The sequence below is a fragment of the Salinimicrobium sp. TIG7-5_MAKvit genome (assembly GCF_049569215.1).
Taxonomy (GTDB): Bacteria; Bacteroidota; Bacteroidia; order Flavobacteriales; family Flavobacteriaceae; genus Salinimicrobium; species Salinimicrobium profundisediminis.
The window spans coordinates 3,004,109-3,019,787 of the sequence record NZ_CP145903.1; the positions used below are offsets into that span (position 1 = coordinate 3,004,109).

The following is a 15,679-nucleotide window of genomic DNA, read 5'->3' on the forward strand; positions in this document are numbered from 1 at the left end:
GCGCCAGGCAGCCTTTTTTTGGGTTTCTATTTCCTATTCGGCTGCTTCCTGCTCAATAAACAGGTAGCGTCCGGTAACATCGTTAAACCACACATTGTAGGTTCCGGCTTTAGAGACAATGATGTCATCACCTGTAGCCAAACCACTTGGGAAGTTTACTCCACCACCCCAGCTAACACTCCAATCCTGGTTAGCTCTGAATTTTATTCCAGCTTCAGAAAGAACCACATCTTCTGTGAACCAAATGTGAGGATTAAAGGCTGACTTGGTAAGCAGAATGTCTGGAGTTGGGTTGTCATCACCAGGCCATCCAACTGTAGTTCCTGCTCCCACCAAACCTATCATTTCATAAGTCTTTTTATCGGCAGCATCTGGAGCTGGCTCTAAAGTGTAAGTAAGATCTTTTGTATTAACCACAACTGTGTAATATCCTTCTGCAGGAATTGTAATTCCGGCAGGATCTGGATCAGCTTCTGTTTCGCGGTATGTTAAAACTCCTTCTTCAGATGAGCCATACTGTGGTGCCCACCCGGTTGTTTCAACAAATTTTAGTGCTCCGGCTTTCAGTTTACCAGTGTAGTAGTAAATATTAGCATTCTCTGCATCACGGAATAGAGGAGTATTGTTATTGTCTGGGTTCCATCCTGCAGCAGTAGCGTCACCAACCATATACAGGTTAATGTATTCAGGTTCTGTAGGTACAACAATAGTGAAAGACTCAACTTCAGAAATGTGAGCCATTTCACCTGCAGTTCCAGGAGAAGCCACTACTCTTACGTAGACTGTGGTCATATCATTTTCATCCAGTTCAGTTTCTGCAACAAGTTTAATAAGTTGCTGTGCTGTGATGTCCAGATTATTAATAGAAGTACTACCTAAGGTTTCAGGGTTTTCAAAACCTTCGGTAAGTGCTCCCTGTACCTCATAGTTAATATTGGTAGAAACTTCAAAATCTACTTCATTCCACACAAATCTATCTACAACATCTCCTGACTCCATTTCTGTAAGATCGTAAGTGGAAGCAAAAGTATTTGTAAAGTGGATTCCCTCAGCATCGGGATTTGCGATGAATACCACATCATCATCACTCGTACAGGCGTTAAATCCTGCAAGAGCGACAAAAGCTAATAGTACTATTGATAATTTTTTCATTGTTCTCATTTTATAAATAAGGTTAGTATCCTGGATTTTGTGTTAAGTTGGTGTTTACTCCCAGATCGGAAGCCGGAATAGGGAACAGGTTCCTGTAGGCGGCAGTGGTTGTCCCTTGCGGAACATCTCCTTTCCATGCCCAAACTCCATTCTCGGTAAAACGGTTAAAACGGATAAGGTCTGTTCTTCTGTGAGCTTCCCAATATAATTCCCTTCCACGTTCGTTGATAAGGAAGTTGTTGTTGATTGCACTTGCAGTAATAAGACCGTTACCTTCTCCATAAGCTCTTTCTCTTAGTTCATTGATGTAATCTACCGCCTGTGCCATGTTTGTGTTGCTTCTAAAAGCAGCTTCGGCATACATGAGGTAAACGTCTCCCAGTCTAAACAAAGGGAAATCAGTATCTACATGCTCTCCGGTAGCATCGCTACCCTGGTTTCCATTAACATCTACGTTTTTAAATTTACCTACGGCATAACCATCTGCGAAGTTGCTTATGGTATTGACTTCAAGATTTTGACCTTCGGTGTAGAACATTTCTCTTCCATCTGCAGAATTGGCTCCATCAGGAAACAGGCTTACAAATTCTGGTGTTGTTCTTAGACCTGCCCATCCAGAGTTTACTCCAAATTCTTCAGGATCCATATCACCACCAATAGATGCGTGGATAACAAAGGTTAGTCCGCCGTAAGAGTTAGTGTTAAGACCATCAAACCTGATAGGGAAAATGATCTCGTTTTGCGCACCGTTAACATCATTATCGGCAAGGAAGAGCTTTTCATAATCGTCTACAAGTGTGTACCCTGCATCTATAACTTTTTGGGTATAGGTGAGTACTTCACTGTATCTTGGGGTGCCAGTATAAACTTCTGCATTAAGGTAAAGTTTGGCAAGAAGTGTCCAGACAGCAGCCTGGTCTGCACGGCCATATTCATTTTGGCCTGCGGCTACTATTTTACCTTCAATGTCGAGTAGTTCACTTTCAATGTAATTGAAAAGATCTGCTCTCTGGATTTGCTCCGGAAGGAAAGCCCCTACAGGACTGTCTTCATTGATAAAAGGAGGATTTCCATAAAGATCCATGGCATGGTAATAACTCAAAGCTCTAAGGAATCTTGCCTCTGCTCTAAATTGTTGAACTTCGGTGAATTGAGATTCATCAATTCCATTGGCGCTTAAATTTGCATCACTTGACTGGCGAATATATTCGTTAGCCTGTGCAATTTGATACATAATCCTGGAGTACATTGTACGAATAAATTCGTTACCTGAAGTCCAGTTTTGTCCATGTAAGTCGGCAATAGTACCGTCATTCCAGCCCATTAGGGCTTCATCTGTAGGTAATTCTTGGAGCATCCAGTAGAGACGGAGGTATTGTGAAAATCCTTCGTCTAGCCCTAAAAGGTCGGGATTCCCTGCAGGGCCTTCCTGCCCACTCACAGCAAGACCGGCATAAAGTTTAGCCAGGAACTGTTTATAAGCAGCCGAATCATTTAGCAGTTGACCCGGTACTTCCCTGTTGTCTTCAGGCTGAAGATCTAATTCACTCTCACAAGACCCCAGAATAGTAACGCTGAGGAAGAGGAGAAAGAATGATTTTATTTTATTGTTCATATTCATAGTTTTTTAATTCTCTAAAAAGTAAGATTAAGCCCTAAAGTGTACGTTCTTGGTCTTGGATAGAAGTTGTTATCTATTCCGCCAGAGATCTCAGGGTCTAGACCGTCATAATCTGTAATGGTCAATACATTGGTTGCGGTTAAAGAAGCACGAAAGTCTACTTTTTCACCTGCAATTAAGTATCCAATAGATACGTTGTCAAGCTTCACAAAATCTGCACTTTGAACATAATAATCTGAGAAGAACTGACTTTCATTGAAGTCTGACTCCAGAACGTTTGAGTTAAAGTTTGAATAGTAAGGCTGTGGAGTAACAGTTCCCGCTCCTCTAAATCCGGTAGCAGACTGCATGTTGTTGTACATGTAACCTCCAAAGCTTCCTCTCCAGGTAAAACTGAAATCGAAATCCTTATAGTTGAAGTTACTGCTTAAGCCCATGTAGAAGTCTGGGGATCCTTTTTTGTATGGTTGACGGTCAATTTCAGTAATGGTGTTGTCTCCATTCACATCAACATACGCTCCTTCAATAGGCTCTCCATTTGGATCATAAACCTGTCTGTATACAAAGAAAGTAGTTGGGTCAATGCCTTTTTTCCAGATCTGGATCATGTTACCAACACCACCGCTTATTTCTCCTTGTGGTATAAAGAAGTTTGGATCTTCTCCCAATGATAATTTAGTAATTTCAAGATCCTGGAAGGTGATGTTGTAGTTAACAGACCAGTTCATCTTGTCTGACCTTATCAAATCTCCGTTCAGACCAATTTCAAGACCTTTACTCACAGTTTCTCCTACGTTAGTGATCAATCTGTCAGAAAGATTAGCACCGGCAGGAACTGGTACTTCCGCCAACAGGTTCTCGGTAGTTCTGTGGTAGGCATCTACACTACCTGATAAACGATCATTAAAGAGTCCGAAGTCAATACCTACGTTATAGGTTTGTAATTCTTCCCATTGAAGATCTTTATCATATTCTTCTGGTCTAAGGGTTTGATAGAAACGATCACCAAACTGGTAGCTGGCACCTCTTTCACTCGGTGTATAAATGCCCATATAGCCATAGTTAGGACCAATCTCCTGGTTACCTGTTACCCCGTATCCTGCTCTTAATTTTAATTCTGAAAGTACGCCTGAATCTTTAAGGAAATCTTCATTGTTAACTTTCCAACCTAGAGAGACAGCAGGGAAGGAGCTCCATCTATTATCTTCACTAAACCTTGAGGAGCCATCCATACGGTAACTACCAGAAATCAGGTACTTGTCGTCAATGTCAAAACTTGCTCTTGCAAAGTAAGATTCAAGGGCATTCCTGTCAATTGTGATTGGATTTAGCACCCAGTTTCCTTCTACGGCAGCATCGGTATATCTCTGCTGGCTGGAGATAAAGAACTCCTGGTAAGAATGTCCTACTGTAAAATCAAAAGCAGTGCTTAAAGATTCAACATAAGGCTTATAGTTGAAATAGAAATCCAGTAACTGGTTTCTATTCATTCCCCAGTAAATCTCTTCATCGGCGATATCCTGAAGTACAACTGCAGAAGTTGTAGGGCGTATGTTAAAACCATCATTTTCAGAATAATCAACTCCTGCATTTAAATTGAACTTTAGATCGTCAATTAATGGGATTCTATAATCTATGTTGAAGTTTGTGATCAAACGTTTGGTTTTGCCTTCATCTTCCCGTTGCAGTAAAAGTGCTACAGGATTTCGGGTAGCCTGTTGTAAAGCAACCCCTTTGTTGTTCGTCCACTCATAGAATCCTCCATAACGGCTGTTTTCATCATAAACAGGCTTGGTAGGGTCAAAGTTTACTGCAGCACCAATAGCCCCTTCATCAGCAAAGTCGTTACGGTCAATACTTCCCTTGGCAGTAAGGGTAAGTTTAAGATCGTTGTCTAAAAGATCGTAATTGAACGCAGTGTTTAACGCGTTTCTCTCATAAGCATCTGTTCTTAAGACCCCGGTTTGAGAAGTGTGGTTAAAGTTTACTCTGTAGTAAAAATTCTCAAGACCCTGTGAAACTGTAAGGTTGTGAATTGCACCTACCGAAGTCTGGTAGATCTCATCCTGCCAATCTGTACTGGCATCACCTAAAAGACCAACATCGGTACCAGGAGTAGTTTCAATGAGGTTTCTAAACTGCTCAGCGTTTAGAACATCAACTGTTTCTACTACCTCTCCAACAGAAGCTTTAAGGTCATACTCAAACTTGAGGTCTGAATTCTTTTTACCTTTTTTAGTAGTGATAAGAATTACACCGTTAGAGGCCCTTGAACCGTAGATGGCAGTTGCCGAAGCATCTTTAAGTACTACGAAATCCTGGATCTCATTAGGGTTAATAGCGTTCAACTGGTTTCTTACACCCTGTACACCTCTTTGATCTAAAGGTACACCGTCAACCACTATAAGTGGTGAGTTGTTGGCTGATAAAGAGGAACCACCACGAATTCTTATCTCGGTGCCACCACCGGGTGCACCACTACCAGAGGTAATTTGAACCCCGGCCGATTTACCCTGAATCAACTGTTCAGGAGAGACAATGGCTCCCTGGTTAAAGTCTTCAGTGGAAATTTGTTGAACGGCACCGGTAGCATCCTGTCTTCGCGTAGAACCGTATCCAATTAGAACTACTTCTTCAAGTATAGCTGTATCGGGGGCAAGTTGTACGTTGATTGTTTCCTGCCCGGTAAAAGGAATTTGCTGGGGAGTAAATCCAATATATGATATCACTATCACGTCATCAAGATTCACCCCGTCAAGTGTGTATTCCCCGTCAAAATTTGTAGTGGTACCGGTCGTGGTACCTCTAATTACTATGTTAGCACCCGGAATGGGCATCCCGGTATCCCTTTCGGTAATTATACCGCTAACAGTGGATTGAGCAAAAAAGCTCATTGGCATCAATAACATGAGCAATGTGCTTTTAATAAATGTTCTCATAAATTTGCTTTGTTAGGTTTTACTTATTTTAACCTTATATTTCTACTTTCCGGGAATAAAAGTAGCTATTCTAAAAGGATCTACAGGTATTAAATAAAACACTAAACCCTTCGAAATCGATTTCGTGTTGAAAACTTTATCATAATCTTAATTTAACAGTAAAATATTATAGATTTACCATTTTTAACCGGTCTCCATCTTAATCCCCTTACAATGAAGCCAAAACTTACCCTTAAGCAGATAGCACGAGAGCTTGATGTCTCAGTCTCAACAGTTTCAAAAGCCTTACGCGACAGTCCCGAAATTAGTGACGATACCCGTCAAAAAATACAGGCTTTTGCCAAGCTCTATAATTACAAACCCAACAATATTGCCCTGAGTCTTAAAAACCGCAGGACAAAGACCATTGGTTTGGTGCTGCCCGAAATAGTACATGATTTTTTTGCTACCGTTATTAGCGGGGTGGAGGAAGTGGCAAACAAACGTGGTTATAACGTTCTCATCTGTTTATCAAATAATTCCTTTGACAGGGAGGTGATCAACCTCGAAATGCTGGCCAATGGGAGTATAGATGGTTTTATACTTTCTGTAGCCAAAGAAACGCAGCAAAAAGGAGATTATCATCACCTCGAAGAAGTAATAAGCCAGGGTATGCCGGTGGTGATGGTAGACAGGGTGGTGAATGATATTATATGTGATAAGGTGATCATAGACGACAGTGATGGCGCAAGGGATGCCGTTCAGCAACTTATAGATAACGGGTGCCGAAAAATAGCAATTATTACCACAGTTGATTATATAAGTGTGGGAAAACTGAGAACGGAAGGGTATCTCCTGGCACTTCGGAATAATGACCTGGAAGTTGAAGAAGATCTCATCCTTAAGATTGAAGATGTGGAAAACAGCCATGAAGAAATTGCCCAATTCCTTTCTGAAAGAGAGGTAGACGGAATTTTTGCGGTAAATGAACAATTTGCTACAAGTGCGGTAAAAGCAATAATAAGTCAGGGACGGTCTGTACCAGGTGATGTTCTGGTCTTCAGCTTTTCTGACGGAGAACTCTCGCGCAGGTTTATTCCCACTTTGAGTACCGTAAACCAGCATGGCGCAGAAATGGGTGCAAAAGCCGCCGATTTACTTCTTGACAGGATCGAAAATGATACTACAGAAGAAAAATTCCAAACCACTATAGTAAAAACCAGTCTTATAGAACGGGAATCTACACAAAACAGAAAAATGCCGGCGGTTTAATATTTTTATTATCTTTGCCGGGATTTTATATCAGAACTTATATTTCTACTTTCCTTTAATAAGTTTTGATAAGTCTAAACAGCTTATCGTAATCAAACAATACGATAATGCAAAAACGCACCCTGAGTTTTTGGGAAATCTGGAACATGAGTTTTGGATTTCTGGGCATCCAGCTTGGTTTTGCCCTTCAAAATGCCAATGCAAGTAGAATCCTGCAAATTTTTGGAGCCGATGTTCATGAACTGTCATGGTTCTGGCTTGTGGCACCTATAACCGGCCTTATAATCCAACCTATTATTGGTTATTACAGTGACCGAACCTGGACAAAATTAGGACGAAGGCGGCCTTTCTTTCTTACCGGAGCCTTAATGGCAGCAGCAGGTTTGATTTTAATGCCTAATGCCGATCTTTTTATTGCCATTCTTCCATCTCTTTGGATTGGCGCCGGGATGCTCTTTGTAATGGATGCATCCTTCAACATTGCCATGGAACCCTTTAGGGCTTTAGTGGCCGATAATCTTCCATCAGACCAGCGCACACTGGGCTTTAGTGTACAAACAGTTTTAATTGGGATAGGAGCTGTAGTAGGTTCCTGGTTGCCTTACGTTCTTGCTAACTGGTTTAACATTAGCAATCGTGCTGTGGCCGGGGAAGTACCATTGCACCTTTTACTCTCCTTTGTTATAGGTGCTGCGATCCTGGTAATAAGTATTCTTGTTACAGTCTTCACCACCAAAGAATACTCTCCAGAAGAACTTGAAAAAATGGATGACCACGTTTCAGAAGATGAAGTGGAAACCGAAAAGAAATCCAGCCTCCTCGATATTTTTACCGATTTCAAAAACATGCCATTCACTATGCGCCAGCTTGCCTGGGTACAGTTCTTTTCATGGTTTGGCCTTTTTGGAATGTGGGTATTCTCCACTCCGGCAATAGCACATCACGTGTATGGTTTGCCTCTTTCAGATAATAGCAGTGAAACTTACCAGGATGCCGGAGACTGGGTGGGAGTGCTGTTTGGTGTATACAACGCCGTCTCGGCAGTATTCGCTTTTTTCCTCCCGGTGATCGCACTAAAACTCGGAAGAAAAACCACCCACATGTTCTCTCTTGTTCTGGGAGGGCTGGGGTTACTGTCTATATATATAGCTCCTAACGAATATTGGTTGTTGCTTTCTATGGTAGGGGTTGGAATTGGCTGGGCAAGTATTCTTGCAATGCCTTACGCAATATTGGCAGGATCAATTCCGCCGAGAAAAATGGGAGTCTATATGGGGATCTTTAACTTCTTTATTGTTATTCCCCAAATTATTAATGCCATAATAGGAGGCCCCATGGTAAAATACCTCTATGATGGAGATCCTATTTATGCCCTGGTGACCAGTGGTGTAGCCTTTCTTATAGCCGCCGCATTATGTGTGAGGATTCACGATGTGGATGAACCGGTAGTAGTAAAAAAAGTTTAAAAGAAATGATGAAGAATTCAAAAGGAATAATATTCGACCTGGACGGAGTAATAGTTGATACCGCAAAGTTTCATTACCTGGCGTGGAGAAAGATGGCCAATGATCTGGGTTTTGATATTACACTTGAACAAAATGAACAGTTAAAAGGAGTGAGTAGAGTGCATTCCCTTGAGCAAATATTGGGCTGGGGGAATAAAACGGTAAGCGAGAGTGAATTTGAACGCCTCATGACCTCCAAGAATGAAGATTACCTCGCAAGGATCGCCCACATGGATGAGGCCGATCTCTTACCGGGAGTAAAAAAAGTACTGGATTATTTAACCGAAAACAATACTCCGTTTGCACTGGGCTCGGCGAGTAAAAATGCCCGTCCTATATTAAAAGGGTTGGATATTGAAAAAAGGTTTACGGCTATTGTAGATGGAAATGATGTGACTAAAGCCAAACCCAATCCCGAAGTCTTTTTAATTGCTGCTGAAAAACTCGGAATGGCACCCGAAGATTGCATTGTCTTTGAAGATTCTGTTGCAGGTGTTGAGGCAGCCAACGTGGCCGGAATGCTTAGCATAGGAATAGGAGATAGTGAAATACTAAAAGAAGCGGATTATAATTTCGCCGATTTTACCGAGATAGATATTGATTTTATAGAAAAAATACTTAGAAAGTAAAGAAATGAATCAGGATTATATAAAACCGAATAACTGGTCAATTCTGGAAGAGGGATTTGATGCAGAGAGAGTAGAGTCTTCAGAAAGTCTTTTTAGCATAGGGAACGGTGCTATGGGACAAAGAGCAAACTTCGAAGAATATTACTCTGGGAGCACTTTTCAGGGAAGCTACATAGCAGGAGTTTACTATCCCGATAAAACCAAAGTGGGCTGGTGGAAAAACGGGTACCCCGAATATTTCGCCAAAGTTTTAAATGCTCCAAACTGGATAGGGATTAATGTCTTTATCAATGGGGAAGCCTTAGATCTTGCTACCTGTAAGGAAGTAAAGAATTTCAGAAGGGAACTTAACATGAAAGAAGGCTGGTATGAGCGCAGCTTTACCGCTGTGATGCCAAACGGGCTTGAGGTTTCAGTTAAGGTAATAAGATTCCTTTCTCTAAAAAGGAATGAACTGGGAGTGATAAATTATGAAGTCGAGGTAATTAACAGCGACGCAACAATAGTTTTTGAACCTTACCTTGACAGTGGAATCACCAATGAAGATGCAAACTGGGAAGAGAAATTCTGGAAAACCCTCGAGGTAAAAACCAATGAAGACAAAGGCTTCATCACTGCCAAGACTTTAAAAACCGAATTTCACGCCACCGCCTTCATGCAGTCGGGGCTATACAGGAACGGCAGTAAGCAAAATATTGAAGCTTCCGAAGTGAGCTTTGATGAAAAGGTGATCTTCAGGTATACTACCGAAGCCGAAAAGGGTGAAAAAATTGCCCTTCACAAGTTCGCTGGTTATGTAACCGATATGAACCACAAGCGCGACCAGCTTGTACAGGCTGCTACTTCAGTTCTTGATGCTGCTGTTGATGCCGGATTTGAAAACCTGCTCAACGAACAAAAAGAAGCCTGGGCTTCTATCTGGGAAACTGCCGATATCGCCATTCAGGGTGATGTGAAAGCACAGCAGGGAATCAGGTTCAATATATTCCAGCTTAACCAAACTTACCTTGGCGAAGATGCCCGCCTCAATATTGGGCCTAAAGGTTTTACCGGCGAAAAATACGGCGGTAGTACTTATTGGGATACCGAAGCCTACTGTATTCCTTTTTACATGGCTACAAAAAATCAGTCGGTTGCAAGAAACCTGCTTACCTATAGATATAACCATCTCAACAAGGCCATTGAAAATGCCAAAAAACTGGGCTTCTCCAATGGAGCGGCACTGTACCCAATGGTAACGATGAATGGGGAAGAGAGCCACAACGAATGGGAGATCACTTTTGAAGAAATCCACAGGAATGGTGCTATGGTGGTGGCCATTAAAAGGTACGTAGACTACACAGGTGACTTTAGCTATATTCCCGAAAAAGGACTTGAAGTAATGATCGCTATTGCAAGATTCTGGCAACAGCGTGCAAACTACAGTACAAAAAGAGACAAATATGTGATACTTGGTGTCACCGGCCCTAATGAATATGAGAACAACGTAAACAATAACTGGTATACCAATTACCTGGCTAAATGGTGTATAGATTATTGTATGGAAAGTCTTGAAAAGGTTAAATCTGACTATGCTTCAGATTATGAAAGGCTAATGGCTAAGACCACCCTTTCTGCTGAAGAGTTAGCCGAATGGAAAGAAGTTTCAGAAAAGATGTATTTCCCTTATTCCGAAGAGTATAAGGTATTCCTGCAACAGGATAATTTCCTCGATAAGGAGATCATTCCGGTATCCGAATTACCTAAATCTCAGCGGCCTATTAACCAGAAGTGGAGCTGGGACAGGATTTTGCGTTCCTGTTATATCAAACAGGCCGATGTGCTGCAGGGCTTCTACTTCTTTGAAGATCAGTTTTCAAAAGAAGAGCTTGAAAAGCATTTTGATTTCTATGAGCCCCTTACCGTTCATGAATCTTCCCTTTCGCCCTGCGTGCACAGCATACAGGCCGCGGCTTTGGGCAGAATGGAGCAGGCTTACGAATTCTACCTTAGAACCTCAAGGCTAGATCTAGACGACTATAACAACGAGGTGAAAGAAGGCTGTCATATTACAAGTATGGCTGGTACCTGGATGAGTATTGTTGAAGGTTTCGGCGGAATGCGCGTGCTCAACGGTACTTTATCTTTCAATCCGCAAATTCCTGAAGGCTGGGAAAGCTTCTCGTTCAAGCTCAACTTCAGAAATCAAATCTTAAAAATTAATGTGGCACCGGGTAAAACAAGTTTCTCACTTGAAGGTGATAAACCTCTGGAGATCCTGGTAAAAGGGAAACCGGTCAAAGTTGAACCCAGTGTGCCCGTCACCGTCTAAAATGCCAATTATGAAAAACTATATTTTCCTCTTCTTGTTCCTGTTTGGGTTATCTGTAAATGCCCAGATAGAGAGGGTTGAACCGCCTTTTTGGTGGAGCGGCATGAACCGGTCAGAAATTCAGTTAATGTTCTACGGAAATAATATTGCTGAATATTCAGTTTCTACTCCTTCAGAAATGATAGTGAGCAATATTAGAAAGACCGAAAACCCAAATTACCTTTTTGTAACTGTGCAGACTGAAGGTCTTAAGCCTGCTACTTACAACATCAGGTTATCCAAAAAGGGCAAAAAAAGCATGTCTTATCCCTTCGAGCTGAAGCAGCGCGAACCGGGATCGGCTCTTAGGGAAGGTTTTGATGCGTCAGATGCTATTTACCTTATCATGCCCGACAGGTTTGCCAATGCCAATCCTTCTAATGATTCGCATCCTCAACTACAGGAAAAAGCCGACAGGAGTAATCCCGGAGGCAGGCATGGTGGCGATATAGAAGGTATCATTCAAAACCTTGATTATTTAGAAGATCTTGGAGTTACTTCCCTTTGGAGTACGCCTTTACTTGAAGATGATGATCCTGCTTACTCTTATCACACCTATGCACAAAGTGATGTGTATAAAATAGATCCGCGTTATGGCACTAATGAAGATTACCGTCGCCTGGCTACCGAGATGGAAAAGCGCGATATGAAGTTGATCATGGATTATGTGACCAACCACTGGGGCGCAGAGCACTGGATGATCAAAGATTTGCCGACTTATGACTGGGTGCACCAGTTTCCCGGCTATAAGAATTCAAACTACCGCATGACCACCCAATTCGATACCCACAGCTCTAAAGTGGATACAGAATTAAATGAGAACGGCTGGTTTACATCTACCATGCCCGATCTTAACCAGAGCAACCCATTGGTGCTGAATTACCTTATCCAAAATGCCATTTGGTGGATAGAATATTCAGGTCTGGATGGTTTTAGGGTAGACACCTATTCTTATAATGAGAAGGAGGGGATTTCTAAATGGACTAAAGCAGTAATGGATGAATATCCAAATTTCAACATTGTAGGAGAGGTCTGGATGCACGATCAGGCGCAAATTTCCTACTGGCAAAAAGATTCTCCTGTTGGAGCTATTCAAAGCTATAATTCCTACCTGCCATCAGTAATGGACTTCACGCTTCACGATGCTATCATGGTGATGTTCAATGAAGATGAACAAAGCTGGGCAGATGGTATGGTAAGGGCTTATGACAATTTTGCCAACGATTTTCTCTACAATAACATTTACAATCTTTTAGTGTTTGCGGCCAATCACGATACCAACCGTATTAATGAAGAGTTTGATGGCGATGTAGATAAATACAAACTCGCCATGACGCTTATTTTAACCACTCGTGGCATTCCGCAGTTATATTATGGAGATGAGATTGGCATGCGCGGCGACAAACCTGCAAAAGGAGATGCCGATATTCGCAGGGATTTCCCCGGAGGCTGGGCTGGAGATGAACAAAACGCTTTTACTGAAGCCGGAAGAACCCAACAACAGAATGAATACCATTCGTTCACCAAAAAACTGCTGAATTACCGTAAGAACAACGAGGTAATTCATACCGGAAATTTGTTGCAGTACGCTCCGCTTGAGAATGTTTACGTTTACTTCAGGTATAACGAAAATGACAGGATGATGGTGGTGATCAACAATAACCCTAAAGCTCAAACCCTTGATCTTACTCGTTTTGCTGAAGGTTTGGCTGGCGCAACTTCAGGAAAAGATATTATTTCGGGAGAACAGATCTCTCTTGATCAAAATCTTGAAGTTTCAGGAAAATCCCCGCTCGTACTTGAACTAAAATAATCATGATAAACTTCCTGCTGAAAGACCTCTCTAAAATGGCATTTTTGAATGCCCTTCTTTTGATGTCTTTCTCTTTATTCGCTCAAAACCCGGAAAGAATTTTCCGGGAAGTAGCGAAAACCGAATCGGGCGTTGAGTTTTCAACAAGTGACGGTAAATACATCTTCAGGTATTTTACGCCCGAGGTTGTTGAGACTGCCTTTATTCCTTCAGGAGAAGAATATATGGAGAAATCGCACGCCGTGGTGCTTGAGCCACAGGCGGTTAATTTCACTGTTTCCGAAGAAAAAGAATCCGTCATTATTGATTCTGAAGGTCTTGATATTGTGGTGTCAAAAATGCCATTTCAGGTCACCTATTTTTTTGAAGGGGAAAAGGTGATTTCAGAAAAAGCTGGTTATTCAAAAGGGGAGGAGCTTGAAAAGATAGATTTCAACCTTACTGAAGCCGAAGTGTTGATGGGCGGTGGCGCCCGTGCCCTGGGAATGAACAGGCGCGGCAACCGGCTGGAACTGTACAACAGGGCACATTACGGCTACGAGACCAAAAGTGAGCTGCTCAACTTTACATTGCCCGTGGTGCTGTCTTCAGAAAAGTACCTTTTGCACTTTGATAATGCACCTATCGGCTTTCTCGACCTGGACAGCAGTTTTAGCAATACTTTGAGCTATGAGACTATTGGCGGGAGAAAGACTTACCAGCTGGTGGTGGGAAAAACCTGGGAAAATATTGTTGGTAATTACACTTTATTAACCGGAAGGCAGCCTTTGCCGCCACGGTGGGCCCTGGGCAACTTTTCAAGCCGTTTTGGCTATCATTCTCGTAAAGAGGTAGAGGAAACCATTGAGAAATTCAGGGAAGAAGAAATTCCGGTAGATGCTGTGATCATTGATCTCTTCTGGTTTGGGCATGAAATTACCGGGACTATGGGAAACCTTGAATTTGCCACCGATTCTTTTCCCAATCCTGAAGAAATGATGCACAACCTGGCACAAGACGGGGTGAAAACCGTGCTGGTAACCGAACCTTTCATTCTCACCACGTCAAACCGTTGGGAAGAAGCCGTGCAAAATGACGTTTTAGCAAAGGATTCCCTCGGAAAGCCTTTTACTTATGACTTTTACTTCGGAAACACCGGCTTAATTGACATCTTTGAGCCCGGGGCACAAAAGTGGTTCTGGAACATTTATAAAGAGCTCACCCAAATGGGTGTTGGTGGCTGGTGGGGCGACCTGGGAGAACCCGAAGTTCATCCTGAAGATCTTATACACGCGACGGGCACTGCAAATGAAATGCACAATATTTATGGGCATTACTGGGCCAAATTAATACATGAAGGTTATGAAAATGCCTTTTTAGACCAGCGGCCGTTCATATTAATGCGCGCCGGGGCTGCAGGGTCACAGCGGTTTGGATTAATGCCATGGTCTGGTGATGTGAATAGGAGCTGGGGCGGCTTAAAACCACAGCCCGAAATTTCACTACAAATGGGATTACAGGGACTCGCCTATATGCACTCCGATCTCGGCGGATTTGCAGGTGATAACCTGAATAACGAATTGTATGTAAGATGGTTGCAATATGGGGTATTTCAGCCTGTTTACCGGCCACACGCCCAGGAAGAAGTGCCTTCAGAACCTGTTTTTAGAGAACAACGTACCAAAGAACTGGCTAAAAAAGCGATCGAACTCCGTTACAAACTCCTGCCTTACAATTACACCCTGGCTTTCAGGAATTCTACCGAAGGATTGCCGCTTATGCGACCACTGTTTTTTGAAGAACCGGATAACTTCAGGCTTTACTCGGTGGCAGGTACTTACCTGTGGGGTAAGAACTTCTTGATTTCGCCTGTACTTCAGGAGAATATTAAGGAACAGGAGGTGTATTTTCCGAAGGGATCTAACTGGTTTGACTTTTATTCAGGAAAGAAATATTCGGGGGGCAGTACGGCTACAATTCAGCTGCAAGAAGAATATATACCAACTTTTGTAAGAGGCGGCGCCTTTGTTCCCATGACAAAACCATTACAAACCACGCAGAATTTTTCCGCAGAAGATGTAGAGCTACATTACTTTTATGACAGGGAAGCCGGTGAAACTGAAGACATCCTTTATCATGATGACGGTAAAACTCCTGAAACTTTTGCGACCGGGGAGTACGAGCTTCTTTATCTAAAAAGCCGAAAAGAAGGCAATAAACTACAGCTTAGCATTTCAAAGAAGGCCGGCAAAGAGGGGAGATCTTTAGAATTCAAAGAAATAGATCTCATTATTCACAATTTGCAGCGCAAGCCAAAAGAAATCCTGGTACGTGGGAAAAAAATTCCTTTCAAATACCATGCAACCGAGCAACGGGCTGTATTACCCGTGGCTTTAAAAGAAAATAATACAACCCTTACATTTATTAATTAAACCTTTTT

9 protein-coding genes are annotated in these 15,679 nt (G+C 42.2%); 6 read left to right on the forward strand and 3 right to left on the reverse strand.

Going from position 1 to position 15,679, the window contains the following annotated elements; translation table 11 throughout:
• Positions 1-33: 33 nt before the first annotated feature.
• From V5739_RS13565 to V5739_RS13575, 3 genes are read right to left on the reverse strand one after another with little or no spacing between them, the layout of a single operon-like run.
• Positions 34-1,152 (reverse strand): SusF/SusE family outer membrane protein, encoded by a 1,119-nt coding sequence (locus tag V5739_RS13565; RefSeq protein ID WP_423818595.1) that lies wholly within the window; start codon positions 1,150-1,152, stop codon positions 34-36.
• A gap of 22 nt (positions 1,153-1,174) precedes the next feature.
• Complete coding sequence (locus V5739_RS13570) at positions 1,175-2,767, reverse strand: RagB/SusD family nutrient uptake outer membrane protein (protein WP_423818596.1); 1,593 nt, start codon at positions 2,765-2,767, stop codon at positions 1,175-1,177.
• Positions 2,768-2,787: 20 nt separating this feature from the next.
• Positions 2,788-5,712, reverse strand: a complete 2,925-nt coding sequence (locus V5739_RS13575) for a SusC/RagA family TonB-linked outer membrane protein (protein ID WP_345598264.1) — start codon at positions 5,710-5,712, stop codon at positions 2,788-2,790.
• A gap of 213 nt (positions 5,713-5,925) precedes the next feature.
• Here V5739_RS13575 and V5739_RS13580 point away from each other — a divergent pair, with 213 nt between their 5' ends.
• From V5739_RS13580 to V5739_RS13605, 6 genes are all read left to right on the forward strand, one after another.
• The gene (locus tag V5739_RS13580; RefSeq protein WP_423818597.1) at positions 5,926-6,963 is read left to right on the forward strand and encodes a LacI family DNA-binding transcriptional regulator; all 1,038 of its coding nucleotides are present in this window, start codon (positions 5,926-5,928) and stop codon (positions 6,961-6,963) included.
• Positions 6,964-7,070: 107 nt separating this feature from the next.
• Entirely contained in the window at positions 7,071-8,429 is a 1,359-nt protein-coding gene (locus V5739_RS13585) for an MFS transporter (protein WP_266071038.1), read from the forward strand.
• Positions 8,430-8,437: 8 nt separating this feature from the next.
• On the forward strand, positions 8,438-9,097 hold the full coding sequence (pgmB, locus tag V5739_RS13590) for a beta-phosphoglucomutase (protein WP_423820487.1): 660 nt from the start codon (positions 8,438-8,440) through the stop codon (positions 9,095-9,097).
• A gap of 4 nt (positions 9,098-9,101) precedes the next feature.
• Positions 9,102-11,408 (forward strand): glycoside hydrolase family 65 protein, encoded by a 2,307-nt coding sequence (locus V5739_RS13595; protein ID WP_423818598.1) that lies wholly within the window; start codon positions 9,102-9,104, stop codon positions 11,406-11,408.
• A gap of 10 nt (positions 11,409-11,418) precedes the next feature.
• On the forward strand, positions 11,419-13,260 hold the full coding sequence (locus tag V5739_RS13600) for a glycoside hydrolase family 13 protein (protein ID WP_423818599.1): 1,842 nt from the start codon (positions 11,419-11,421) through the stop codon (positions 13,258-13,260).
• A 2-nt stretch (positions 13,261-13,262) separates the two neighbouring features.
• Positions 13,263-15,671, forward strand: coding sequence for a TIM-barrel domain-containing protein (locus V5739_RS13605; protein ID WP_423818600.1), 2,409 nt, complete (start codon positions 13,263-13,265; stop codon positions 15,669-15,671).
• Positions 15,672-15,679: the final 8 nt, after the last annotated feature.